The following is a 25,799-nucleotide window of genomic DNA, read 5'->3' on the forward strand; positions in this document are numbered from 1 at the left end:
AAAGTAATAAATGTTATAGAATTACATAATAAAATTTTAGATTTGTAGAAATAAATCGATACATGGAAAGACCAGTTTTACATCTTGAGAACGCCGATATTTATCAACAGGATAGTTTAGTTTTATCAAAAGTTAACTTTACATTGAATAAAGGTGATTTTTATTATTTAATTGGTAAAACTGGAAGTGGTAAAAGTAGTTTGTTAAAAACCTTATATGGAGATCTAAGATTGCAGCGTGGTTTAGGTGATATTGTTGGTTTTGATTTAAAGAAAGTTAAAGAAAAAGACATTCCTTTTTTAAGAAGAAAATTGGGGATTGTTTTTCAAGATTTTAAATTGTTAAACGATAGGAATGTTTTTGATAATTTAGAGTTTGTTTTAAAAGCTACTGGATGGAAGAACAAAACTGATATGAAGGATAAGATTTATGAAGTTTTGGATAAAGTAGGAATGAAAGAAAAGTACTACAAAAAAACATTCGAGCTTTCTGGAGGAGAACAACAAAGAGTAGCGATAGCTAGAGCATTGTTAAATAATCCAGAACTAATTTTAGCTGATGAGCCAACAGGGAATTTAGATCCAAAAACTTCTTTAGAAGTAATGGAATTGTTAAATGAGATTCACAAAAGCGGAAAAACAATTTTAATGGCTACACATGATTATCAGTTAATTGTAAAGTTTAAACAAAAAACGGTAAAATGCGAAGGAGGAGAATTATTTGAAGTAGTGCAGCAAACTGTTTAAAAAATAAACCCACTTCATCAACTCGGTGAAGTGGGAAAATTGCTATGAAAAACTATGAAAAAGAAACACTGCTATTGCTTCTTCTTTTATAAAGACGTATTTTATTTAAAGTTCTTACAGTTCAATTTACTTTTTTAACACTTTTTTATAAAATAATAACCCCAGAGTATTTTTATACTCTGGGGTTATTATTTATTTTAATTATTTGTTCTTAGAACTCTAAAGAAGAGTTGTTGTTTTTAACTGCTTCTGCCGATGCTGTTAAATGAGCTTTTTCCTCCTCGCTTAAATTGATATTAACGATTTTTTCAATTCCGTTTTTACCTAATATAACAGGAACACCGATACATAAATCAGATAAACCATATTCTCCATCTAATAAAGCAGAACAAGGGAATATTTTCTTTGTATCACAAGCGATTGCTTGAACCATACCAGAAACAGCAGCACCAGGCGCATACCAAGCTGAAGTTCCTAATAAACCAGTTAAAGTAGCTCCACCAACTTTAGTATCTTGTTTAACTTGTTCTAAACGTTCTTCTGGTAAAAATTCAGAAACAGGAACAGAATTACGAGTAGCTAAACGAGTTAAAGGAACCATTCCTTTATCAGAATGCCCTCCGATAACCATTCCATCAACATCAGAAATTGGAGCTTCTAAAGCTTCAGCTAAACGGTATTTAAAACGAGCAGAATCCAAAGCTCCACCCATACCTATAATTCTATTTTTAGGTAAACCAGTTGTTTTATGAACTAAATATGTCATTGTATCCATAGGATTAGATACCACGATGATAATTGTATTTGGAGAATGCTCAATTAAGTTAGCAGAAACCGTTTTTACAATACCAGCATTGATACCTAATAACTCGTCACGAGACATACCAGGCTTACGAGCAATACCAGAAGTAATAACACAAACATCAGATCCAGCAGTCTTGCTATAATCTCCAGTAGTACCTGTTATTTTAGTGTCAAAACCGTTTAAAGAAGCAGTTTGCATTAAATCCATAGCTTTACCTTCAGCAAAACCTTCTTTAATGTCAACTAATACAACTTCAGATGCGAAATTTTTAATAGCAATGTACTCTGCACAACTTGCACCTACGGCACCTGCTCCTACAACTGTTACTTTCATTTTATTTATATTTTAATTGTGATGATTAATTTAAGTTGCACAAAAATAGTGATTTGGCTATGGATATAAAAGCAAAACTCCATTGAAATTTCAATGGAGTTTGTCTAATAAAACATTATAAGAGTGGTACTAAAATTTATATGCAGATATTAAATGATTATTTTCATTAACAAATACATTATTATCTACTTTATCAATAACATAATTAGGTGTTTTATCTAATAAATCTATTTGAGTTTCAGTAGCACCAGTTTTTTTATTAATCTTTATAATTTTATGAATATTAGGTAGGTTCTCTCTTTTAACTTTAGTTACTATAAATTGACTGTCTTTTATGTTTTTTGAATTAAAAAACCTTTGAGAAGCAATGCTAAAAACCGCTTTCATATTTTTTTCATCTGGCCCTGTATATACACCTATGAATTCAAAACTTTTAGATGTTCCATCTGTTTGGTCTTGAGAAGTTCTATAGGCTCCATTAGATAAACTACTTAACATTTCTATATTTTCCATAGATCCTTTGATGTCGAAATCTACACCAGCAACTGCTAGTCCAATTTGAGCTACGCCAACTAAACCTTTAATAGATGAAGCTGGTTTATAATAAGAAGAGTACTTTATTTCTCCATTAGGTTTTAATAAAGACATGTGTTGAGCTGTACTTAATAAGTAACCTTCGTCTTTAATATATTCAGCAACTAAAGGTGTTTTTCTTTTTACATTTTCTAATTTAATATCTTCTGCAAATAAATTAATTTCTCCAGATTTTAAATCAAATTTATACCCTTTTTTATTTTCAAAAAGAACGACTTTATTTTCATTTTCATCAAAAGTAACAGCAGGGATAGATTTAAATTTTACATCTCTTCTCCACACATCTTTTCCTTTTTTATAATCAAGGATGTTAGATCTTTCTGTTGAAATGTACAAGACACCTTTATCGGTTGGAGTTGCATAATAAGCATATCCGTTTATATTAGTGTCCCATATTTTTTTTCCTTCATTAGAAACTAAAGCAATAGAACTTTTCTTTTCATCTTTACCAATGGCAATCATTCCTTTTTCATGAGGAATAACTTCATTTAAATAGTCTATTTTAAAGCTTTTTTTCCACTTAAATAAGTTTGTAGTAGGATCTATAATGTTGAACCCTTCAGTTTCAACTAATATTAAGTTTCCAGATTTGTCCGGCATTACATCGATTAATGTTCCTCTTAATTTTAATTTGCCTGGAGTAATGTCTTCACCATTATCAGGGTTTAAAATTTTTAATTTATTAGATTTTTTTATGCCAACATATAAGCTATTGTTGTTGTCAGAATAAACTAATGCTTTTATTTTCTTTTTGGTGTTATATTGCCAAATAATTTCTCCATTGGTAAAGTTAAGGGCATAAATTTCATCTTTTACACCTACAATTAAGTTGTTGTTTTTTGTGAAAATTGGACCGTGATTAATAAATGAATTCCCTATTAATTTTTTAAATAATCCACTTACTTGACCTAAATCAGTAATCCAGTTAACTTTACTTTTAGTTAAATCAAAATTCATTAATTTTTGATCCTTGTTATCTAGAAGTTCAAAAAGGATAGTTTTTTTATCGCGTAAAATTGTATAATCCTTAATTCTGTATCCTTTATCTTTTGTGTCAAAAAGAATATTACCATTACTTGAATTTATAATTATTCCTCTAGTTTTTCCTACTACAGGGCTATATTCTACATAGAAAAAAGGTAAACCATCTATGTTTAAATAAGTGTTTTTATCTATGGCCTTTAGTTCTTTGTTGTGCCAAATAATTTTACCATTGGTATTATTCATGGCTAATAAACCTTTAGCACCAGAAGCTATAATATTTCCTTCATTGGATTGTTTAATCCATCCTACTTGGTACAAATCACTTTTCAAATCTTTTTCCCATTTTTTTTCTTGGGAAAAACTAGTATAGATAATTAAGTGTACTAGAAAAATAAGCAATCTTGTTTTCATAATTTTTTTAATATTGAAAGGTTGTTTTTAATAATTGAGGTTCGAAAATATAAAATAAAAAGAACCTTACTGGAAAGTAAGGTTCTTTTTATTAAGATTTTTTTAACAAATAAAATATTATCTAAAACTAAATGCTATACCTGCATTTACGGTATTGTAGTCTTGAATAGAGTAGCTTCCGAAAATTTTGAAAAAACCTAAACTAATTCTCGCTCCTATGGTAGTATTAAAACTACTTGATTTAAATTTTAAGCTTGGAGCTGTTAATGCTATTTGTTCTGTTCCTCCAGGAGAATTGAAAGTACCACTGAAAGTACCATTCATTGTTAAATTGGCATTACCAGAGTTGTATCCTAAACCACCAAAAACATTAATTATAGGGAAGTTTAAAGAGGCTATAGCTTGAAAAGAAAAAGCTGATAATCCGAATTCACCTGCTCCATTTTGAATAGTTAATGCTCCAGAAGTTTGATCTGCAAACTCATATCTTACATCTAAGTTAGTGTATGCAGCAAGTAAAGATACATGTAATGGAAGTTTGTCTAGAGGACCAAACCAGCTAGTTATTTCTTTTTTTAATCCAACACCATACATACTTATTTTTCCTCCGTCATCTCCAAATTTTGTTTCTGGAAAAAAACGAGCCATTACTTCAAATTTATATGGTAAGCCTAGTCCAACTTGTAGAGCTGGAGCAGGAATAGCTTTTATTGGGAAGTCGCCAGTGATACCACCAGGTAATTCAAAATCGGCTGTTACTACTTGCGGAGTTCCTCCTATATCTATGGTTCTTGTAACAGTAAATGTTGTTGGAGTATCAGGTCCAGCAAAGGTTGAGGCAGTTGTAGAACTCGATGTAATTGAAGACCCTGTGCCTAAAGCCTGTTGAATATTGAAAGTTTCTTTTTCTGAACCGATAAAACTTGCGTTTAAGCCTATAGTAATGTCAAAACCAAATTTTTTATGAACTTTAGCTGTATGGTACCAGCCAGTATTCATACTGTTTATTAAGCCTTCCATGCCAGGGTTAAAATATGCTTGAATAAGATTTTTTGCGTCTTTTGTACTACCTAAGATAGCTTGTTCAAAACCATCTTGGGCTTTTACACTAAAAACTAAGCTAAAAATTGTTAAAAAAGTTAAAGTAATTTTTTTCATTTTACAAAGCTGTTAATTAAGTAACAAATGTATGATATTGTAATTAAAATAAAAAACTCAACCATTTGGTTGAGTTTTTTATGAATTATTATGCATCTATATTAGCATACTTAGCGTTTTTTTCAATGAATTCTCTACGAGGAGGAACTTCGTCTCCCATTAGCATAGAAAATACTCTATCAGCTTCTGCGGCATTGTCAACAATTACTTGGCGTAAAGTTCTAAATTCTGGATTCATGGTTGTGTCCCATAATTGTTCAGCATTCATCTCTCCAAGACCTTTATAACGCTGAATGTTAACACCTCCACCCATTTTTTGAGCAATTAAATCACGTTGGTTATCATCCCAAGCATATTCACGTTTTTGTCCTTTTTTAACTAAATATAAAGGAGGCGTTGCAATATAAATATAACCTTGTTCAACCATGTCACGCATGTAGCGGAAAAAGAAAGTTAAAATTAACGTAGCAATATGAGACCCATCTACATCGGCATCACACATAATAACTACTTTATGATAGCGCAGTTTAGATAAATTTAAAGCACGAGGATCTTCTTCAGTTCCGATAGAAACTCCTAGGGCTGTAAACATGTTTTTGATTTCTTCGTTTTCAAAAACTTTATGTTGCATTGCTTTTTCAACATTTAAGATTTTACCCCTTAAAGGAAGAATGGCTTGGAAATTACGATCACGCCCTTGTTTAGCTGTACCACCTGCCGAATCTCCCTCGACTAAGAAAATTTCACATTGAGCAGGATCAGTTTCTGAACAATCAGATAATTTACCAGGTAAACCTCCAATACTCATTACCGTTTTACGCTGTACCATTTCACGAGCCTTTCTAGCTGCGTGACGTGCTTGGGCTGCTAAAATTACCTTTTGAACAATAGTTTTAGCATCGTTAGGATTTTCTTCTAAATAATCGGTAAGCATTTCTGCAACAGCTTGAGAAACTGCAGCACTTACTTCTCTATTACCTAATTTTGTTTTTGTTTGTCCTTCAAATTGAGGTTCAGCAACTTTTACAGAGATAATAGCTGTTAATCCTTCACGGAAATCATCACCGGCAATGTCAAACTTTACATTTTTTAATAAACCAGATTCATCGGCATATTTTTTTAAAGTATGTGTTAATCCACGACGGAAACCAGATAAATGTGTTCCTCCTTCATGTGTATTGATATTGTTTACATATGAATGTAAATTTTCTGAATATGAAGTATTATAAACCATTGCTACTTCAACAGGGATACCATTCTTTTCTCCTTCCATAGCAATAACACCAGCGGTTAATTGCTCACGAGTAGAGTCTAAATATTTAACAAACTCAGATAACCCTTCAGTTGAATGAAATGTTTCAGAAATAAAATTTCCTTCATCATCGGTGTTTCTTTTGTCAGTTAAAGTAATGGTAATACCTTTGTTTAAGTACGCTAGCTCACGCATACGAGTAGCTAAGGTATCGTAATTATATTCGGTAGTTTGTTCAAAAATTGATTTATCTGGTAAAAAGGTTACGATAGTACCTGTAAAGTCAGTTTCTCCAATAGTTTTTACTGGATATAGGGTTTTTCCTTTTTCATATTCTTGTTGCCAAACTTTCCCTTCTTTATGTACAGTAGCTGTTAAGTGATCAGAAAGTGCATTAACACAAGATACTCCAACACCGTGTAATCCACCAGATACTTTGTATGAGTCTTTGTCAAATTTTCCACCTGCTCCAATTTTTGTCATTACAACTTGTAATGCAGAAACACCTTCTTTTTTGTGAATTCCTACAGGAATTCCACGACCATTATCTTTGGTGGTAATAGAATTATCTTCATTAATAATAACATCAATCTGATCACAATAACCACCCATTGCTTCATCAATAGAGTTATCTACAACCTCATATACTAAGTGATGTAAACCACGAATACCAACATCTCCAATATACATTGATGGACGCATTCTTACGTGCTCCATTCCTTCTAATGCCTGAATACTAGAGGCATCATAATTATGTTTTTTTTCTTCGCTCATTTTCTTGAGTTAAAAATTAATTATTTTTCTTGATGTTATTTTTAAATAACATAAAAATAACCGCATAATGCGATTATTGTACTTACAAATTTACGGTTTTATAGCTATATAATAAAGTTCTTAAGCTGTTTAGTTATATAATTGAATGAAAATATTTTTTAGTCAAAAATCTCTTAAACCTCTTAAAAACGTATTTAAAACTGAAATAGGTTTTTTTATCAGTTTTTGTTTTCTGTAAAAATGAAATAAGTCTTTAGATTGGATATTTTGAATAAGCTTTTGATAAGATTTACGTCAAAAAAGTTAAGGTTTTAAGAAGAGAAGTAAATTTTAAAGGTTTATTTATGGAAATGATTTAATCTTAGTGTTTTTGCGGTTTAGGTTAATTAATTGTAATATTTTAACATATTTTAACATTTTAAAATGTATTTTTTGTATGTTTGATGCTTAATATTAATAAATTAAAATTTTAAGTAATGAGAATCCCCCGATTTTTAGTAAAAGCCTTAGTGGCTTCGGTGTTATTAGTGAGCTGTACTAATTCAAATGAATTAGAGACCCCTAATCAACAAGTAGAGTTAAATGAAGTGAATAAGAAAGAAGTAGCTTTCAAATTCATAGATTTAATGAAGAATCAAGAATTTAAAGATAAGGCAATTGAGATGTTGAAAGCTCAACAACCAAGTGTTGTATTGTCTAAAATTTTAGAGGAAACAAAGAGTATTGTTGGTAATGAGAAATCATTTAAAGAATTAACGATTCAATCAGCTACTTTAGAGTCTAGATCAGATGCAGATATTGCTCCTGAAAAGATTGAGATTTTGGAAGTTTGGATGCATAATCCAAAGAAGGTTTCTGATTTTTCTAATGTGTTATTTTCTTTTGCTCCTGAAGGTGAAGAGAAAAATTGGTCTGTTGTAGAAGCGTATACAATAGATAAGAAATTGGTGCTTTTAGATGCTGAAAAAACTCCTAAACAAACTGTTATTGTAATTGAAACAAATGGTTTTGAAACTTTAAAAAAGGAAGTTGCTTATATGAATAAGTATCTTCAGGAAGAAGGAGTACAAAATGAGAGATTTGCTAAAACAAAAATGGATTTTAGTCCTGTTTCACCTAGGAATACAGGTTTAGAAACCACTAAATTAGATAAGATACGATTAAATAATGATGAAGAGCCATGGATAAGTGGAGCTGCAGAAGTATATGCTATTACTTCTGGAATTAAAGATGCAGGAAATAAACCTGAAATCAAGATTATTCCTATGTATTACTTAGATTATGACGGAACTGATTATTATCCAAATCAAATACTTTTATTTTGGGATGATTATAAATACCAAGCAGCAAATATTCAGTTATTTGAGAAGGATGATAATGTAAATTATAAGAGCTTAGTTTCTACTATTGTTAGTGGAGTTTTTCAAATAATTGGAACTGTATCTACGCAGCCATGGGTAAATGTTTTAGGGCAGGTAGCTGGAGCAATTATTCAAGCTATGCCTGATAGTTGGTATACGAATAATGATGATTATGTGGATTCTTTTTATACAATTGAAAAAAATAAGAGTTACAATAATCATTATGGAGCAAGAGGTAATGCAAGAGTTAATATGTCTCCTTTCTTTGTTGCAGCTAATTAAAAATATTAGAGATTAGAAAAGTAAGCACTCTGATAATATCAGGGTGCTTTTTTTAGAATAATAATAATTAATTTTTAAGTCTATAGCGTACACCAAAGTTTATAGCAGAAGCATCAGGAGTTAATTTAGAGTTAAAAATAAAGCCAATAGATTCATGTGTTTTTGCTCCTCCAAAAAGTGATGTTTCTCCAGAAATTAATAAGTCAGTTCTCTTATTTAATTTATACATAAAACCTAACCCTAAATTAAGGTTTACGTAAATATTATTATTGTGGTTAGGTGTTAGGTTTTCTGTAATTAGAAATTGATTCTTTAATGTAAAATTTAATGCAGGCCCAATACTAAAAAAGTATTTCATTTTTTTTATGAAAAAATGATTCTCAAATTTATAATTAAAAGGAATGCTTATGATTTGTCCTTTATATAAGAACTTTTTCCCTGTAAAATTAAAGAAACTAGCAAATCCAGCAGAACTTTTTACTTTTAAATATTCGATTCCAGTATGTAGGTATTTAACTCTTAAAGATAAGCTACTTTTTTTTGAAAGATAATATTCAAATCCGACTCCGAAATGAATTTGAGCTTGATTATTTAAATTTTGATATCCAGTTTCTATTAGTAAAAAGATATCTTTTTTTTGTTGAGAAAAAGAAGTTGAAACGTTGAAAAGTAAATAGATTATAATGATTTTTAAAATTTTCATAATCTAGCTTTTAAAATTCCAGTTAATAAATGGTAAAGAGCGCTTTTCATTTTTATTCCATAAACCAATTTGTAATCCTTTTGAGTTTTTAGTTTTGTTTGAAATTCCTATTTGAATCCCACTTAAGTTTTTTGAATCATTAAAACTTCCTAATTGAATTCCGTTTACATATGTAGAGTTATTTCCAATAAAACCAACCATTATCCCATTTGTTATGTATGTGTTATTTCCCATTAAGCTGACGGCGACGCCGTTTTGTTGTTCAATAATATTGCCTACAATTGCCGCTGAAATTCCATTTTCTTTTATAAGGTATTGCCCTATAAAAGCACTTGATAAACCGTTTATACGCGTGCTAGCCATAGAACCAGATGAAATATTAATTCCATAAACAATTTCAGTAGGTTTTTTTGATAACTTATTTTGAAACTCTTGGTTAGTTTTTGAAATTGGACTTCTTGGTGCTAATGGAAGTAATAAGCCTAAGCCTGGAGCTTCGACTCTAATTCCAAAAGTTTTTGTTAATGCACTATCCTTAAATATTTCTTTGGGTAAAATACCTACCGATACGCCTAGGATATCTGTGTTTTTTGAATGTGTTGTCCATAATAAAGGTCTAAATTTTCTTTTTACTTCTTGTGAAAAAGATTTAAACACAAATAAAATGCTCGTAATTAAAACTATTTTTTTCATAATTTTTAGTATTAAAATCAATTCAAAAGTAGAGTGGTAATCACATATTAAGTTGTTTTAATCACAAGTAAAATGATTTATTTTTGTGATTATCACAAAAAATAATTAAATTTAAAAAATGTTTCAAAAGGTTTTTTTAGAGAAGGTAGAGAAAATGTTACCTGAAAATAATTCGTTAAACGAAGCTGTAGCAATGGCGTTGGAAATAAGTTATGATGCGGCACATAGACGTACAAGCTTAAAAAGTAAATTTTCATTAGAAGAGAGTATTAAGTTAGCTCGCTATTTTAATTTATCATTAGATGAATTGTTTGGACTTACCGAAAAACAATTTGTTTCAGTAGAGAAAACAAAAGAGATTACTAATGAAGTTGAGCTGCAACAATACTTTGAGAATGCATATAAGTCACTGTTACCTCTTTTGAATAAAAAGGGTTGTCAGATTTATTATTCAGCAAAAGATATTCCTATTTTCTATACATTAAGTAATAATAGATTGAGTCAATTTAAATTTTACGTTTGGTTAAAGTTATTAGATAAGCAATTTAGAGATAAGAGTTTTGATGAATATTATCCTAAATTATCAACAATAAAATCGGCAAAGAAATTAGGAGAGTTATATCAGGATTTGACAACAATTGAAATTTGGGACATAACGACTATTAATAGTACTTTAAAACAAATCCATTTTTATTACAAAGCTGGGCAATTAAAAGTTGAAACAGCTATGCAATTATGCATGGAGCTTAAAGAGTTATTAAATGAAATTTCATTAAAAGTAGTGGCTAAAAAACAGCGGTTTAAGTTGTATTATAATGAGCTATTAATTATGAATAATAATATTTTTATTTCTACTCCAGAAAGGGAATCATTATATGTTCCTTTTTTAATGCTGTCATATTATCAAACTAGTGATAAAAGAGTATGTAGTCAAGCAAAGAAGTTTTTTAATAAACAATTAAAAAATTCTAAGTTATTAAATACTTCTGGGGAAAAAGAGCAGAATACATTTTATAATAAAATGATGGGTAAGGTAAATGCATTGGAACAATTAATAAGGGCTGAGAATATTTTAGAATTTGAATAAAAAAATCCCGCAGAAGCGAGATTTTTAAGTGATTTTAAATTTTAAAAATAGAATTTACTTTAGTAAGAATCATCATGTACAGTTGCAATCGCTCTTCCAGAAGGTTCGTTCATGTTTTTAAAAGCTTCATCCCATTCTAAAGCGGTAGCTGTACTACAAGCAACACTAGCTTCTTGAGGTACACTTAAGGCTGCGGTATCGCTTGGGAAATGTTCTTCAAAAATTGAGCGGTAATAAAATTCTTCTTTGTTTGTTGGTGTTTGAATTGGGAATCTGAATTTAGCATTAGCCAATTGTTCGTCACTAACTTCTTTTTCAACAACTTCTTTTAAAGTATCAATCCAACTATAACCAACACCGTCGCTAAATTGCTCTTTTTGTCTCCAAGCTACACTTTCTGGTAACATATCTTCAAAAGCTTTACGAATTACCCATTTTTCCATACGTTCTCCGTTAATCATTTTGTCTTGTGGGTTAATACGCATGGCTACATCCATAAATTCTTTATCTAAAAACGGAACACGTCCTTCAATTCCCCAGGCCATTAAACTTTTGTTAGCACGTAAACAATCGTACATGTGTAGTTTGTCTAATTTACGTACGGTTTCCTCATGGAATTCTTGAGCATCTGGAGCTTTGTGAAAATATAAATATCCACCAAATATTTCATCGGCACCTTCACCAGATAAAACCATTTTAATTCCCATAGATTTAATTACACGAGCCATTAAATACATTGGTGTAGAAGAGCGAATAGTAGTAATATCGTAAGTTTCAATATTGTAAATTACATCTTTAATGGCATCTAATCCTTCTTGAATGGTGAATTTAATCTCATGATGAATGGTGCCAATATGGTCTGCAACTTTTTGTGCAGCAGCTAAATCAGGAGAACCTTCTAAACCAACAGAGAAAGAATGTAATTGTGGATACCAAGCTTCAGATTTATCATCAGATTCAATTCTTTTTTGAGAATATTTTTTTGCGATAGCTGAGGTAACGGAAGAATCTAATCCGCCAGAGAGTAAAACACCATAAGGAACATCACTCATTAATTGCCTATGTACAGCAGCTTCAAGAGCTTCTTTAACTTCTGTAATGCTTGTTTCGTTTTCTTTTACTGCTTCATATTCAGACCAATCTCTTTTGTACCATTGTACAAATTTTCCATCTTTACTAGACATATAATGACCTGGAGGAAATAATTCTATTTTAGCACAAACGCCTTCTAATGCTTTTAATTCAGAAGCAACATAGAAAGTTCCATTTTGATCCCAACCGATATATAAAGGAATAATTCCCATATGATCTCTAGCGATAAAATATTCATCTTTTTCGGCATCATATAAAGCAAAACCAAATATTCCATTCATATCGTCGATAAAGTCAACTCCTTTTTCTTTGTATAGTGCTAAAATTACTTCACAATCAGATGCAGTTTGAAATTCATAAGAACCATCAAGTTGTTTACGTAATTCTCTGTGATTGTATATTTCGCCATTAGCAGCTAAGATTAATTTTTTATCAGCACTAAATAATGGTTGTTGTCCAGAGGCTGGATCAACAATAGCTAAACGTTCATGAGCCATAATAACTTTATCATCACTGTAAATTCCACTCCAATCTGGACCGCGATGTCTAATTTTTTTAGCCATTTCTAATACTTGAGGTCTTAAACTTTCAGAAGGTTGTTTTAAATCAAACGCACATACAATTCCACACATAACTTTATATTTTTATTTAATCTTCTCAAATAAAATTGAGAAGTATATTTTATTTTTTGTTTATAATTCTGATACAAATAACCGAATGATGTTTTTATTTGAAAACTATATTGAGTATTTGTGTTTTAAATTATAACTATAATTTAATTATTTGTGTTGATGTGTAATTGTTTTGTGTTTTTTAAGCTTTCAAAACTTACTTTTTTGATTTTTTAGAAATAAATTGAAAATAAATTTGGATTTTTAAAAATCTATTATACATTTGTCACATAATGATGAAACAATTATTAAATAACTGGTGGTGGAGAACTCGTAACTTACGTTAGTGAGACCATACCGTTATATCCATAATACAACGAAAAGGCTTATCTCATGATAAGCCTTTTTTTTATATAATAAAATTAAGAATGAATAAAATACAGTTTACAACAATATCTAAACAACAATTAGCTGATACAATTACGCCAGTAAGCTTATACTTAAAAACAAGAGATAAGTATGCGAATAGTTTATTGTTAGAGAGTTCAGATTATCATAGTAAAGAAAATAGTTACTCATTTTTATGTATTGAGCCTCTAATAACAATTAAGGCTGAAGGAAATGATATTTCATTTTCGTACAAAAAAAAGGAATTAGATAGAAAAGAAATTGATCGAGATTTTTATAAATATTTTGATAGTTATAGTGATTTAATAGATGTTAACTGCACAGAAGAGATAAAGTCATTTAATGGTTTATATGGGTATACAACTTTTGATGCTGTTCAATATTTTGAAACAATAAAATTAAATTCAAAAAAGGCGCCATCAGAAATACCAATGTTGCAGTATAGTTTCTTTCGATTTATTATTGCAATTAATCATTTTAAGAATGAAATGATTTTAATTGAAAATATTCCGGAAGGAGAAGAATCTCGTTTGTCGGAGATAGAAAATTTAGCAAATTCACAATCATTTGCTAAGTATCAATTTAATTTTGAAGGAAAAGAAACATCTAATATTACAGATGAAGAATTTAAAAACAGTGTAACTAATGCAAAGGAACATTGTAAAAGAGGAGATGTATTTCAGTTGGTTTTATCACGTCAATTTCAACAAAAATTTAAAGGAGATGAGTTTAATGTATATAGGGCTTTACGATCTATAAATCCATCACCATATTTGTTTTATTTTGATTACGGAAGTTTTAAGTTAATGGGGTCGTCACCAGAGGCACAAATAAAAATAAATGCAGAAGAAGCTATTATAAATCCAATTGCAGGAACTTTTAGAAGAACAGGGGATGATGCAAAAGATACCGAGCTAGCAAAAGAATTAGCAAGCGACCCAAAAGAAAATGCAGAGCATGTAATGTTGGTAGATTTAGCTAGAAACGATTTAAGTAAACACGCAACGAATGTTACTGTTGAAACTTATAAAGAAGTACAATATTTTAGTCATGTAATTCATTTAGTGTCTACAGTTACTGGAAAAATTACAGGAAATCCAATTGAAATAGTGGGAGATACTTTTCCCGCCGGGACATTAAGTGGAGCACCGAAATATAAAGCTATGGAGTTAATTGATAAGTATGAAAATCAAACAAGAGGGTTTTATGGGGGATGTGTAGGTTTTATTGGGTTAAATGGAAATGTAAATCAGGCCATTGCAATCCGTTCATTTGTAAGTAAAAATAACACATTGTTTTATCAGGCAGGAGCGGGAATTGTAATCAATTCAAAAGAAGAAAACGAGTTACAAGAAGTAAATAATAAATTAGCAGCATTAAAGAAAGCTTTAGTGTTAGCAGAAGAGATATAAGATGAAAATATTAATATTAGATAATTACGATTCATTTACCTATAATTTAGTGCATTATGTAGAAGATATTACAGGGAAATTACCTGATGTATATCGTAATGATGAAATTTCAATTGACGAAATAAAAAGATACGATGCAATTATTTTATCTCCTGGGCCAGGAATACCAGAAGAAGCAGGGATTTTAAAAGAAACGATTAAAACCTATGCAGGAAAAATTCCAATCTTTGGAGTGTGTTTAGGTTTGCAAGCAATAACAGAAGTTTTTGGAGGTGAATTAGAAAATTTAAACGATGTATTTCATGGTGTGGCAACAGAAATGAAAGTAACACAAAACAATACAATTACGTTTAAAGATATTCCAGAAACATTTGAAGCAGCTCGTTATCATTCTTGGATTGCATCTCATACTAATTTTCCAGATGAATTAGAAATAACAGCAATTGATGAAGATAAAAGTATTATGGCATTACGTCATAGAATACATCATTTAGAAGCAGTTCAATTTCATCCAGAAAGTATTTTAACACCAGATGGAAAAAAGATGATTCAAAACTTTATAGATAGTATCTAATGAAAAAAATATTAAACACGCTTTTCGAACAAAAGCGATTGACTAAAGACCAATCGAAAGAGGTTTTAATAAATATTGCTCAAGAAAAATACAATGTTTCACAAATTGCTGCATTTATTACGGTGTTTTTAATGCGACCAGTTTCTGTTGATGAATTGTCAGGTTTTAGGGAGGCCTTATTAGAATTGGCAGTAAAAGTTGATTTATCAGATTTTGATACGATTGATTTATGTGGAACGGGAGGAGATGGTAAAAATACTTTTAATATTTCAACATTAACATCGTTTATAGTTGCGGGTACAGGAAATAAAGTAGCCAAGCATGGTAATTACGGAGTGTCGTCGGCTTCAGGATCATCAAATATGTTGGAGTTCTTAGGGTATGAGTTTACCAATGATGAAACAATTTTAAAGCGTCAGTTAGAAGAAGCAAATATTTGCTTTTTACACGCTCCATTATTTCATCCGGCAATGAAGGTAGTTGCTCCAATACGTAGAGAATTGGGTGTAAAAACATTTTTTAATATGTTAGGACCATTAGTGAATCCAAGTTCTCCCCAAAATCAATTAGTAGGTGTATTTAATTTAGAGGTAGCTAGAGTTTACAATTATATGTTACAACAATCTAATGTAAATTACGGAGTGGTACATGCATTAGATGGATATGATGAAATTTCATTAACAGGAGATTTTAAATTATTTACAAAAGAAGCAGAACAACAAATTTCGCCATCAGATTTAGGGCAAAAGCAAATATTACAATCGGATATTTTTGGAGGAGATACTGTAGCAGAAGCGGCTAAAATATTTGTAGATATTATTAATGGGAAAGGAACAGAACAACAAAATAATGTAGTGTTAACAAATACGGCATTTGCATTAAAAATATTTGATAAAAATAAGAGTTTTGAAGTAGCTTTTGAAGAAGCAAAAGATTCATTATTAGGGTTGAAAGCAAAAAAATCATTAGAAAAACTAGTAAGTTAAAATGACAATTTTAGATAAGATAATAGCGTTTAAAAAAACAGAAATAGCAAAAATTAAAGCTGAAGTTCCTGTTAAAAAATTAGTAGAAAGCCCAAATTTTAAGAATTCACCATTTTCATTAAAGAAATCATTATTACAGGTTGGCTCAACAGGTATAATTGCAGAGTTTAAACGTCAATCACCATCAAAAGGTATTATTAACGATAAAGCTACAATTATTGATGTTACTGAGGGCTATCTGGATGCAAATGTGGCTGCACAATCTATTTTAACAGATACTTCGTTTTTCGGAGGATCGATGGCAGATTTATTAGAGGCTAGAACCGTAAATCAAGTGAAGCCAATTTTAAGAAAAGATTTTATTGTAGATGGTTTTCAAATAGTAGAAGCAAAAGCTATAGGAGCAGATGTAATATTGTTAATAGCAGCTTGTTTAACAAAAGAAGAGTTGAAAAATTACGGTCAATTAGCAACAGATTTAGGACTAGAGGTTTTATATGAGGTACATACCCAAGAAGATTTAGATAAAATAAATGATTTGGATAATAAGATAATCGGCATTAATAATCGTAATCTTAAGACGTTTGAAGTGGATTTAGAACACTCGATAAAACTTGCAAGTCAAATTCCAGACACGGCAATTAAGGTTTCAGAAAGTGGAATATCAGACCCAAGAGTTATTACAGGTTTAAAAGAATACGGATTTCAAGGTTTCTTAATTGGAGAAAACTTTATGAAAACAGAAAACCCAGGAGAAGCTTGTAAAGAATTCATAAGTCAAATTAGATAGAGATGAAGCTAAAAGTATGTGGAATGAAGTATGTGGAAAATATCCAACAAGTAGCAGCTTTAAAACCTGATTATTTAGGATTTATTTTCTATGATAAATCAAAAAGGAATTTTGAAGGTATAATTCCACAATTACCTAAAGAAATTAAGAAAACAGGAGTTTTTGTAAATGAGTATTTAGAAATAGTAGTTTCTCTTATTGAAGAATATCAATTAGAAGCGGTTCAGTTGCATGGAGATGAATCTGTAGATTATATTAAAAGTTTAAAAAGTCATTTACCAAAAATTGAAATCATTAAAGTTTTTGGAATTAAAGGTGATTTTGATTTTGAAGTTTTAAAACCATACGAAGAAGTAGTTGATTTCTTTCTGTTTGATACGAAAGGTAAAGAACGAGGAGGAAACGGATTTACATTTGATTGGAGTGTATTAAAAAATTACAATTCGACAAAACCATTTTTTTTAAGTGGAGGTATTGGGTTAGAAGAAATAAAAGAAGTACAAAACATTATAAAAACAGATTTACCTATTTATGCGTTAGATGTAAATAGTAAGTTTGAAATAGAAGCTGGTTTAAAATCAGTAAAAAAAATAAAGAAATTTAAAAATGAAATTTCAACCAACTAAAGAAGGATATTATGGACAGTTTGGAGGAGCGTTTATTCCAGAATTGTTATATCCAAATGTAAAAGAATTAGAAGATAATTATTTAGAAATTCTAAGTTCAGAAGCTTTTCAAAAAGAGTATAAAGATTTGTTACAGCATTATGTTGGTAGACCAAGTCCTTTATATTTAGCAAAGCGTTTGTCAGAAAAATATGGAGCTACTATTTATTTAAAACGAGAAGATTTAAATCATACAGGAGCACATAAAGTAAACAATACTATTGGGCAGATTTTAGTAGCAAAGCATTTAGGAAAAACTAAAATTATTGCAGAAACAGGAGCAGGGCAACATGGTGTTGCTACCGCAACGGTTTGTGCTTTAATGGATTTAGAGTGCGTTGTTTTTATGGGAGAAACTGATATTAAGCGTCAAGCACCAAATGTAGCTCGTATGAAAATGTTAGGAGCTAAAGTAGTTCCCGCAACGAGTGGAAGCAAAACGTTAAAAGATGCAACAAACGAAGCTATCAGATATTGGATTCAAAATCCAGAAACGTATTATTTAATAGGTTCTGTTGTTGGTCCACATCCGTACCCAGATATGGTGGCGCGTTTGCAAGCGGTTATTTCAGAAGAAATGAAAGTACAATTAAAAGAGCAAACAGGAAAAGAAAATCCAGATACAGTTATAGCTTGTGTAGGAGGAGGGTCGAATGCAGCAGGAGCTTTTTATCATTATTTAGAAGATGAAGAAGTTGAGTTAATAGCAGTAGAAGCAGCAGGTTTAGGAGTTAATTCGGGAGAAAGTGCAGCAACCTCACAATTAGGAGAAGTAGGCGTAATTCATGGAAGTAAAACAATTTTAATGCAAGATGAATATGGGCAAATAGTAGAGCCATATTCTATTTCAGCAGGGTTAGATTATCCAGGAGTAGGACCTTTGCATGCATATTTACACGAAACAAAACGTGCAAAATTCATGAATGCTACAGATAAAGAAGCATTGGATGCAGCTTATGAGTTAACAAAAATAGAAGGAATTATTCCAGCACTAGAAAGTGCACATGCATTAGCCGTTTTACCAAAAATGGATTTGAGAAAAGAGCAGACTATTATAATTAATTTATCAGGAAGAGGAGATAAAGATTTAGAAACTTATATTAAGCATTTAGAAGAATAGTAATGAATTCAGTAAAAAATATATTTCAAAAGAAAAGTCAAAATTTATTATCTATTTTCTTTACAGCAGGTTTTCCAAAATTAAATGATACCACTAAAATAATAACAGAATTAAGTTCTAGTGGTGTAGATTTTATTGAGGTTGGCTTACCATATTCAGATCCTTTAGCCGATGGACCAACGATTCAGCATAGTAGTGCAGTCGCTTTAAAAAACGGAATGAATTTAGATGTAATATTCGAACAGTTAGACGCTATAAAAGAAACAAATAAAACGCCATTGGTATTAATGGGATATTTGAATCAGATTATAAAATACGGCGAGCATGAATTTTGTCAAAAAGTAAAAGATTGCGGAATTGATACGGTTATCATTCCAGATTTACCAATGATTGAATATGAGAATCATTATAATGAGTTATTTAAAAGCTATGGAATTGTTAATGTGTTTTTAATAACACCTCATACATCAGAAGAGCGAATTCGCAAGATAGATTCCTTAACTGAGGCGTTTATATACGTGGTAGCATCAGCATCAATAACAGGAGCAAAAGGAGAAATTTCTCAACAACAAATTGATTATTTCAATCGAATAAATGCAATGAGTTTACAAAGTAATTTAGTTGTTGGTTTTGGGATTTCAGATAATAAAACATTTACGACAGCTTGTGCTCATATGAACGGAGCAATTATAGGATCGGCTTTTATAAAAGAGGTTGGTGAAAATGGAGTTAATAACATTTCAAATTTTATTTCGGGTATTAAAATTTAACTGTTAAGAAAAACTTAAAATTCATAAAGACATTATTGAATGTTATAAATTAGTAGCTTATAACACAAACAATAATGTCTAAGAAACCTTTTTCCATACTTGCAGCATTTTTATGCTCGAGCTTTTTAATAGCTCAAAATACGTTTATTCGTAAGCCTCAAATTAGTCCAGATGCATCTCAAATGGCATTTTCATATCAAGGAGATATTTGGACTTATAATTTTGGTAGTAAACAGCAAAAAAGATTAACTATTCATAAAGCTTATGAAAGTAATCCTGTTTGGAATACCAATGGAACAGAAATAGCATTTTCATCGAATAGAAAAGGAAATGATAATGTTTTTATAATGTCAATAAATGGGGGAGTACCTAAACAATTAACATACTACCCAACAGCAAATATTCCAACAAATTGGACTGAAAAAGGAGATGTATTCTTTAATACAAGAAGAGTATATCGTGGTCCAGAATGGGATGGGCAAATGTACAAGGTGAATCAAAAAGGAGGAACACCAAGTCGTTTACTAACAGCATATGGAGAAGGAGCTCAATTATCTCCAAACGGAAAGTTTATAGTATTTGTAAAAGGAGCTTGTAGAATTGCACGTGAAGATTATTCAGGTTCTGCACAAAGAGATATTTGGATTTATAATACCCAAACTAAGCAATACACTCAAATAACTACGAGTAATAAAAATGATCATTCACCAACTTGGGATGCTGCTGGAAATTTATATTATATAGGAGCTGAAAGTGGTCGATATAATATTTACAAACAGTCAATCACTGCAAACGGAACAGTTAGTGGTTCTGCTTCACAATTAACTGCACATAAAAAAAATGGAGTTCGTACGTTTTCTGTAAGTAACAATGGAACAATTGTATATTTAAGTGGAATAGATACTTATAAAATTGAAAATGGTAAGGCTCAAAAAATCAAACTAAATATTTATTCAGATACTCGTTTTGAAAAAGAAGAAACTAAGACGGTATCTAATAAAATAAGTGACTATGCTATTTCTCCTGATGGTAAGAAAGTTGCGATGGAGATTAATGGAGAAATTTTTGTAAAAGAAAACAACAAAGAAAAGAAGCGTTCTAATAATGTGAGTAAGCATGCTTTTAGAGATCGTAGTCCACAATGGTTAGATGACAAGACTGTAGTTTTTATGTCAGATAGAGATGGGCATTATGAGTTATATAGTGTAGTTTCTACAGATACTTTAGTTGGTTTACAAAGAAGTTTAAAAACCAAAGTAACCAAATTAACATCAAGTAAAGAAGATATAGATAATCCAATAGTATCTCCAGATAGGAAGAAAATCGCTTATCAGGTAGGAAGAGGTACTTTGATGATTGCTAACATTAAAGATGGTAAAATAGTAAAACCACAAATATATTCAGATTCTTGGGCAGCAGCTGAAGATTTTTCTTGGAGCCCAGACAGTAAGTTTATTGCCTATTCTCAAGAAGATTTAAACTTCGATAGTGAGATATTTATTCAGTCGATAGCTGATAAAAGTAAAAAGATGAATGTTTCTATGCATCCGCGTAGTGACAGAAGTCCAGTTTGGAGTTCAGATGGAAAGAAATTAGCTTTTATTTCAAATAGAAATGGAATTAATTACGATGTATGGATGGTATGGCTACAAAAAGAAGATTGGGAAAAATCAAAAGCAGACCATAAGGAAGGAGCATATTACGCAGAAAAGAAAGAGGATAAAAAATCTGATAAAAAAGGAAAGAAAGGTAAAAAGAAGAAGAAGGTTGAGGTTAAAATAGATTCAGAAAGAATTTTTGATCGTTTAGTTCAAGTTACTTCTTTACAAGACAATGAGTACAGCCCTATGTTTAGCGCAGATAGTGAGTTTATCTATTTTTCAGCAACAAACCCAGCAACCAAAAAGAGAGGTTTGTATAAAATTAAGTGGGATGGAACAAAATCTAAAGCCATAAAAGGTGTCTCAAGAGCAGGAGGTTTTAATCTGAATAATAAAAAAGTCTATTTTGTATCAGGAGGAAAGTTAAAGCAGATGAATACAAAGTCTGATAAGGTAACTGGATTACCGCATTCAGCAATGTATACTGTAAATAAAGAAAAAGAGTATACACAGGTTTTTGATGAAGGAATTCGTGCATTAACAGCAGGTTTCTATGATCCTGAATTTCACGGGTATGATTGGAAGGGTTTAGTAAAAAAATATAAACCTTGGGTATTATCAGCATCAACACAACAAGATTATTCATATATGTATAATTTATTGTTGGGACAATTAAATGCTAGTCATATGGGGTATAGAGGAAGTGCTCCAAGAAATACAAGTGAGAAAATAGGATTATTAGGTTTAGAAGTTGAGAATACTAAAGATGGAGCTCGTGTAAAATATGTATTAGAAAATACAGTAGCAAGTAAGTCGAAAAGTAAACTAAAAGTAGGAGATGTTATTACTCAAGTAAATGGACAGGAAGTTAATAAAAACACGAATTTCTACAGTTTATTAAAGAATACACAAAATAACGAAGTGCTATTAAGTTTAAAAGATGGTAATGAAGTAGTAATTCGTCCACAAAGCTCAATTAGAAGAGCGCAATATGAAGCTTGGATTGACTCTAGAAAAAAGTTAGTAGATGAGTATTCAAACGGACAATTAGGATATATACATATTCAAGGTATGAACACACCAAGTTTTGAACGTTTTGAAAGAGAATTAAAAGCAAGCGGTTATGGTAAAAAAGGAATTGTAATTGATGTTCGTTATAATGGAGGTGGATGGACTACTGATAGATTAATGGCAGTTTTAAATGTAGATCAACATGCATATACAGTGCCAAGAGGAGCAGCAAAAAGTTTAAAGAATAATAAAAAGTTTACGAAAAATTACCCTTTTAATGAGCGTGCAATTTTATCAGTAAACACAAAACCAGTAGTTGCTTTATGTAATGAAAACAGTTATTCAAATGCTGAAATATTTTCACATGCATTTAAAAATTTAGGTTTAGGGAAATTAGTAGGACAGCCGACTTTTGGAGCAGTAATTTCAACAGGAGGTAAAAGATTACAAAATGGATTTATTCGTATGCCATTTAGAGCTTGGTTTGTAAAGAAATCAGGAAGAAATATGGAGAATGAGGCACCAGCTGTACCAGACTATTTAGTTAAAAACGCACCAGGATGGAAAGAAAGAAACGAGGATGCACAGTTAAAGAAAGCAGTTGAGGTATTACTAAAAGACTTGAAATAAATTAGAAGAATTTAAAGTAGAAAAAATGAAGCGTAGAATTTTAATTCTACGCTTTTTTTATGGTTATTTTTGCATTTATGATGGAGATAACAGAAAAAGATTTATTAGAAAAGTTAAAGTCAAGTTTTGGATATGATAGTTTTCGATTAGAGCAACAAAAAATTATCGAAAATATTTTAAATAAAAAAGATACGTTGGTAATTATGCCAACAGGAGGTGGTAAATCTATTTGTTTTCAATTACCAGCATTATTCTTTAAAGGGATAACATTAGTTATTTCACCTTTAATAGCATTAATGAAAGATCAGGTAGATAGCTTAAAAGCCAATGGGATATCTGCTACTTATTATAATAGTAGTCAATCTGCAGAACAGCAACAACAGGTTTTTGATGCAATCGTAAATAAAGAAGTAAAGTTAGTATACGTTGCTCCTGAAAGTTTGTCGTTACTTCAAAATATATTAAATCAAACCTATATTAGTTGCGTAGCTATAGATGAGGCACATTGTATTTCTGCTTGGGGTCATGATTTTAGACCTTCCTATAAACAACTTTCATTTTTAAAAAAATCATTGCCAGATGTACCAATTGTAGCTTTAACAGCAACAGCAGATAAAGCAACACAAGAAGATATTTTAGAGCAATTAGCAATTCCAAATGCAACTAAATATGTAAGTTCATTTAATAGAGAAAATATAAGTTTAGAGGTTCGACCAGCAAATGATAGGGTGCAACAAATTATTAAGTTTATAAATAAAAAGCCAAATGAATCGGGGATTGTATACTGTTTAAGTAGAAAGGCAACAGAGCAATTGGCTAGTAAACTAAAGCAAAATAATATAAATGCAAAAGCGTATCACGCAGGATTAAATTTTGAAGAAAGAGCAAAAACACAAGAAGATTTTATAAAAGATGATGTAGCTATTATCTGTGCAACAGTTGCCTTTGGAATGGGGATCGATAAGTCGAATGTGCGTTGGGTGATACACTATAACATGCCCAAAAATATAGAAGGATATTATCAAGAAATTGGACGTTCAGGACGTGATGGTTTACCAGCAAAAGCATTGCTTTTTCATAGTTATGCAGATGTAATTCAATTGCGACAATTTATAGCAAATACAGGAAATAAAGAAGTACAAGAAGCAAAACTTGATAGAATGAAACAGTTTGCAGAAGCAACCGTATGTAGGCGAAAGATTTTGTTGAGTTACTTTGGTGAACTGATAGAAGAAAATTGTGGAAATTGCGACGTATGTAAAAACCCTCCAACCTTTTTTGATGGTACAGTAATAGCACAAAAAGCATTGTCAGCCATATACCGTTTGCAGCAAAAAGAAGCAATGGGTACAGTTATAGATGTACTTAGGGGAGCTAAAAATGCGGCAGTTTTAGATAAAAATTATCAAGTATTAAAAACATATGGAATAGGTAACGATATTTCTTGGAAAGATTGGCAACATTATATAATTCAGCTAATAAACCAAGGGTATTGTCAAATAGCATTTCATTTAAACAATACCTTACAGTTAACAGATTTTTCAAATAAAATACTTTTCGATGGAGAAAAAATAGCGTTAACAATACCAATAGAAATTAAAAAGGAAGAAAAGCTAGTAAAAGCAACAGGTAAGAAAGTAACGAATAAAGCAGTTAAAGATACTTTATTCGAACGCTTAAGAAAATTGCGCTATAGGATTGCACAAGAAGAAGATATTGCGGCTTATTTAGTTTTTAGTGATGCTACTTTGAGAGAATTAGAAAACGAACGACCACAAACTGATAATGAATTTTTAGCAATAAGCGGAGTAGGACAACGAAAGCTTGAGGTATACGGTGGTGAGTTTATGGAAGAAATAAGAACTTTTATAAAAGAAAAAAAGAGAGGAAAAAAAGACACAACGTTAGAAACCTACAATTTATATAAAGAAGGTTTTACAATAGATGAAATTGCAGAGAAACGAAATTTAAAAGCACAAACAATATTTTCACATTTATCAAAATTATACTTAGAAGGAAAGGATGTGAGTTTAGATGAGTTTATTGATGCTAGTACTGTGAAATTAATTGCAAATGCGAAAAAAGTATTAAAAAACGAGCCAACTTTAAAACCCTATTTTGAATTTTTAGGAGAAAAAGTTCCTTATGAACAAATACGAATAGGACTTACCATTTTGCAAAAGAAAAGATAACTTATAAGTTATGAAAGAGTCTCATTTACCAATTGATTTAACAAATAGTAGCGCTTTAAAATTAAAAGAGCTTATAGTTAGTTTAGAGAATGAGATAAATAAAATAGAAAAAAAGTTACTCCCTTTTGAACAGTTACTACGAAGTGCAATAGCAGATTTATTAGTAGAAGAAAGAGAGTTCGTAATTTTATACAAGCAACAGAAGAAAGCAAAAAAAGCAAAAAGATTAGAGCAAAAACGTAGAGGGAAAAACTATAAAGAAACTACGGGATTAAAAGTAATACAAAAGCAAAAAATCAGCTTAGATAAAGAGAATTTAAAAGAGAAAAAAAGGCTGTACAAAGAAGCTATGTTGTATGTGCATCCAGATAAGTTTTCAATGAAAGAAGCAGAAGAATCTTTGGCAACAGAGATTACCACAAAGCTTATAGAAATATATAAAACAGGAACTTTTGAAGAATTACAAAACTATCATTCATATATTTTTAGTGGTAATTTAACTGTTAAAATAGGAAAAAATACTGTAAAAACAGGCGCTAATAATGATGAAAACGAATATTTAAAGAGTGAAGTTATTCGTTTAGAAGAACAATTAAACAAATTGCAAAACAGTTATGCAAACAAAGTTCTAAACGAATATAAAAAACCTTTACTGTTTGTAGAAGAATTAAAAAAATATTACAAAGACAGAATTTTTAAATTTAAAAAACGAACACGAACAAAATAAAACGGCATCATAAATTATTAATTTAAG

Annotated in this window: 20 protein-coding genes; 13 read left to right on the forward strand and 7 right to left on the reverse strand. The window is 30.6% G+C overall.

The genetic code is table 11. From position 1 onward, the window contains the following. Positions 1-62 precede the first annotated feature (62 nt). The gene (locus Q0881_RS13760) at positions 63-746 is read left to right on the forward strand and encodes an ATP-binding cassette domain-containing protein (RefSeq protein ID WP_299161369.1); all 684 of its coding nucleotides are present in this window, start codon (positions 63-65) and stop codon (positions 744-746) included. A gap of 211 nt (positions 747-957) precedes the next feature. Here Q0881_RS13760 and mdh read toward each other — a convergent pair whose 3' ends face one another. The 4 genes from mdh to gyrB all read right to left on the reverse strand — a co-directional run bounded on the left by mdh (position 958) and on the right by gyrB (position 7,057). Continuing rightward, on the reverse strand, positions 958-1,884 hold the full coding sequence (mdh, locus tag Q0881_RS13765) for a malate dehydrogenase (RefSeq protein WP_299161372.1): 927 nt from the start codon (positions 1,882-1,884) through the stop codon (positions 958-960). 129 nt (positions 1,885-2,013) lie between these two features. After that, positions 2,014-3,873, reverse strand: a complete 1,860-nt coding sequence (locus Q0881_RS13770) for a hypothetical protein (RefSeq protein ID WP_299161375.1) — start codon at positions 3,871-3,873, stop codon at positions 2,014-2,016. Positions 3,874-3,990: 117 nt separating this feature from the next. Next, positions 3,991-5,031: a DUF6588 family protein gene (locus Q0881_RS13775; RefSeq protein ID WP_299161378.1), complete on the reverse strand. Its 1,041-nt coding sequence runs from the start codon at positions 5,029-5,031 to the stop codon at positions 3,991-3,993. Positions 5,032-5,119: 88 nt separating this feature from the next. Beyond that, positions 5,120-7,057: a DNA topoisomerase (ATP-hydrolyzing) subunit B gene (gene gyrB, locus Q0881_RS13780; protein WP_299161381.1), complete on the reverse strand. Its 1,938-nt coding sequence runs from the start codon at positions 7,055-7,057 to the stop codon at positions 5,120-5,122. A gap of 476 nt (positions 7,058-7,533) precedes the next feature. Here gyrB and Q0881_RS13785 point away from each other — a divergent pair, with 476 nt between their 5' ends. After that, positions 7,534-8,700, forward strand: coding sequence for a DUF3103 family protein (locus Q0881_RS13785; RefSeq protein WP_299161385.1), 1,167 nt, complete (start codon positions 7,534-7,536; stop codon positions 8,698-8,700). 67 nt (positions 8,701-8,767) lie between these two features. On the opposite strand, the gene Q0881_RS13790 is transcribed toward Q0881_RS13785, so the two are convergent. Next, positions 8,768-9,403, reverse strand: a complete 636-nt coding sequence (locus Q0881_RS13790; protein WP_299161388.1) for a hypothetical protein — start codon at positions 9,401-9,403, stop codon at positions 8,768-8,770. A 3-nt stretch (positions 9,404-9,406) separates the two neighbouring features. Beyond that, on the reverse strand, positions 9,407-10,096 hold the full coding sequence (locus Q0881_RS13795) for a hypothetical protein (RefSeq protein ID WP_299161391.1): 690 nt from the start codon (positions 10,094-10,096) through the stop codon (positions 9,407-9,409). Positions 10,097-10,214: 118 nt separating this feature from the next. Here Q0881_RS13795 and Q0881_RS13800 point away from each other — a divergent pair, with 118 nt between their 5' ends. Beyond that, positions 10,215-11,183, forward strand: coding sequence for a helix-turn-helix domain-containing protein (locus Q0881_RS13800; protein ID WP_299161394.1), 969 nt, complete (start codon positions 10,215-10,217; stop codon positions 11,181-11,183). Positions 11,184-11,242: 59 nt separating this feature from the next. On the opposite strand, the gene asnB is transcribed toward Q0881_RS13800, so the two are convergent. After that, positions 11,243-12,907: an asparagine synthase B gene (asnB, locus tag Q0881_RS13805; protein ID WP_299161397.1), complete on the reverse strand. Its 1,665-nt coding sequence runs from the start codon at positions 12,905-12,907 to the stop codon at positions 11,243-11,245. A 407-nt stretch (positions 12,908-13,314) separates the two neighbouring features. Here asnB and Q0881_RS13810 point away from each other — a divergent pair, with 407 nt between their 5' ends. The 10 genes from Q0881_RS13810 to Q0881_RS13855 all read left to right on the forward strand — a co-directional run bounded on the left by Q0881_RS13810 (position 13,315) and on the right by Q0881_RS13855 (position 25,772). After that, positions 13,315-14,706, forward strand: a complete 1,392-nt coding sequence (locus tag Q0881_RS13810; RefSeq protein WP_299161399.1) for an anthranilate synthase component I family protein — start codon at positions 13,315-13,317, stop codon at positions 14,704-14,706. 1 nt (position 14,707) lies between these two features. Then, complete coding sequence (locus tag Q0881_RS13815; RefSeq protein WP_299161402.1) at positions 14,708-15,280, forward strand: aminodeoxychorismate/anthranilate synthase component II; 573 nt, start codon at positions 14,708-14,710, stop codon at positions 15,278-15,280. After that, the gene (trpD, locus tag Q0881_RS13820; RefSeq protein ID WP_299161404.1) at positions 15,280-16,266 is read left to right on the forward strand and encodes an anthranilate phosphoribosyltransferase; all 987 of its coding nucleotides are present in this window, start codon (positions 15,280-15,282) and stop codon (positions 16,264-16,266) included. Before Q0881_RS13815 ends, trpD begins: the two co-directional genes overlap by 1 nt. Position 16,267: 1 nt before the next feature. Next, complete coding sequence (trpC, locus tag Q0881_RS13825; protein WP_299161406.1) at positions 16,268-17,056, forward strand: indole-3-glycerol phosphate synthase TrpC; 789 nt, start codon at positions 16,268-16,270, stop codon at positions 17,054-17,056. Between the two features lie 2 nt (positions 17,057-17,058). Next, positions 17,059-17,682: a phosphoribosylanthranilate isomerase gene (locus Q0881_RS13830; RefSeq protein ID WP_299161409.1), complete on the forward strand. Its 624-nt coding sequence runs from the start codon at positions 17,059-17,061 to the stop codon at positions 17,680-17,682. Beyond that, complete coding sequence (gene trpB, locus Q0881_RS13835) at positions 17,663-18,841, forward strand: tryptophan synthase subunit beta (protein WP_299161411.1); 1,179 nt, start codon at positions 17,663-17,665, stop codon at positions 18,839-18,841. Before Q0881_RS13830 ends, trpB begins: the two co-directional genes overlap by 20 nt. 2 nt (positions 18,842-18,843) lie before the next feature. Further along, positions 18,844-19,611, forward strand: coding sequence for a tryptophan synthase subunit alpha (gene trpA / locus Q0881_RS13840; RefSeq protein WP_299161413.1), 768 nt, complete (start codon positions 18,844-18,846; stop codon positions 19,609-19,611). A 74-nt stretch (positions 19,612-19,685) separates the two neighbouring features. Next, complete coding sequence (locus tag Q0881_RS13845) at positions 19,686-22,853, forward strand: S41 family peptidase (protein WP_299161416.1); 3,168 nt, start codon at positions 19,686-19,688, stop codon at positions 22,851-22,853. Between the two features lie 80 nt (positions 22,854-22,933). Further along, positions 22,934-25,045, forward strand: a complete 2,112-nt coding sequence (gene recQ, locus Q0881_RS13850; protein ID WP_299161514.1) for a DNA helicase RecQ — start codon at positions 22,934-22,936, stop codon at positions 25,043-25,045. Between the two features lie 10 nt (positions 25,046-25,055). After that, the gene (locus Q0881_RS13855; protein ID WP_299161419.1) at positions 25,056-25,772 is read left to right on the forward strand and encodes a hypothetical protein; all 717 of its coding nucleotides are present in this window, start codon (positions 25,056-25,058) and stop codon (positions 25,770-25,772) included. Positions 25,773-25,799: the final 27 nt, after the last annotated feature.

Source organism: uncultured Tenacibaculum sp. (assembly GCF_947494125.1).
Lineage (GTDB): Bacteria > Bacteroidota > Bacteroidia > Flavobacteriales > Flavobacteriaceae > Polaribacter.

Coding starts and splice junctions, on each gene's coding strand:
- Q0881_RS13760 (WP_299161369.1), top strand. CDS start 63: ATGGAAAGACCAGTTTTACATCTTGAGAACGCCGATATTTATCAACAG.
- mdh (WP_299161372.1), bottom strand. CDS start 1,884: ATGAAAGTAACAGTTGTAGGAGCAGGTGCCGTAGGTGCAAGTTGTGCA.
- Q0881_RS13770 (WP_299161375.1), bottom strand. CDS start 3,873: ATGAAAACAAGATTGCTTATTTTTCTAGTACACTTAATTATCTATACT.
- Q0881_RS13775 (WP_299161378.1), bottom strand. CDS start 5,031: ATGAAAAAAATTACTTTAACTTTTTTAACAATTTTTAGCTTAGTTTTT.
- gyrB (WP_299161381.1), bottom strand. CDS start 7,057: ATGAGCGAAGAAAAAAAACATAATTATGATGCCTCTAGTATTCAGGCA.
- Q0881_RS13785 (WP_299161385.1), top strand. CDS start 7,534: ATGAGAATCCCCCGATTTTTAGTAAAAGCCTTAGTGGCTTCGGTGTTA.
- Q0881_RS13790 (WP_299161388.1), bottom strand. CDS start 9,403: ATGAAAATTTTAAAAATCATTATAATCTATTTACTTTTCAACGTTTCA.
- Q0881_RS13795 (WP_299161391.1), bottom strand. CDS start 10,096: ATGAAAAAAATAGTTTTAATTACGAGCATTTTATTTGTGTTTAAATCT.
- Q0881_RS13800 (WP_299161394.1), top strand. CDS start 10,215: ATGTTTCAAAAGGTTTTTTTAGAGAAGGTAGAGAAAATGTTACCTGAA.
- asnB (WP_299161397.1), bottom strand. CDS start 12,907: ATGTGTGGAATTGTATGTGCGTTTGATTTAAAACAACCTTCTGAAAGT.
- Q0881_RS13810 (WP_299161399.1), top strand. CDS start 13,315: ATGAATAAAATACAGTTTACAACAATATCTAAACAACAATTAGCTGAT.
- Q0881_RS13815 (WP_299161402.1), top strand. CDS start 14,708: ATGAAAATATTAATATTAGATAATTACGATTCATTTACCTATAATTTA.
- trpD (WP_299161404.1), top strand. CDS start 15,280: ATGAAAAAAATATTAAACACGCTTTTCGAACAAAAGCGATTGACTAAA.
- trpC (WP_299161406.1), top strand. CDS start 16,268: ATGACAATTTTAGATAAGATAATAGCGTTTAAAAAAACAGAAATAGCA.
- Q0881_RS13830 (WP_299161409.1), top strand. CDS start 17,059: ATGAAGCTAAAAGTATGTGGAATGAAGTATGTGGAAAATATCCAACAA.
- trpB (WP_299161411.1), top strand. CDS start 17,663: ATGAAATTTCAACCAACTAAAGAAGGATATTATGGACAGTTTGGAGGA.
- trpA (WP_299161413.1), top strand. CDS start 18,844: ATGAATTCAGTAAAAAATATATTTCAAAAGAAAAGTCAAAATTTATTA.
- Q0881_RS13845 (WP_299161416.1), top strand. CDS start 19,686: ATGTCTAAGAAACCTTTTTCCATACTTGCAGCATTTTTATGCTCGAGC.
- recQ (WP_299161514.1), top strand. CDS start 22,934: ATGGAGATAACAGAAAAAGATTTATTAGAAAAGTTAAAGTCAAGTTTT.
- Q0881_RS13855 (WP_299161419.1), top strand. CDS start 25,056: ATGAAAGAGTCTCATTTACCAATTGATTTAACAAATAGTAGCGCTTTA.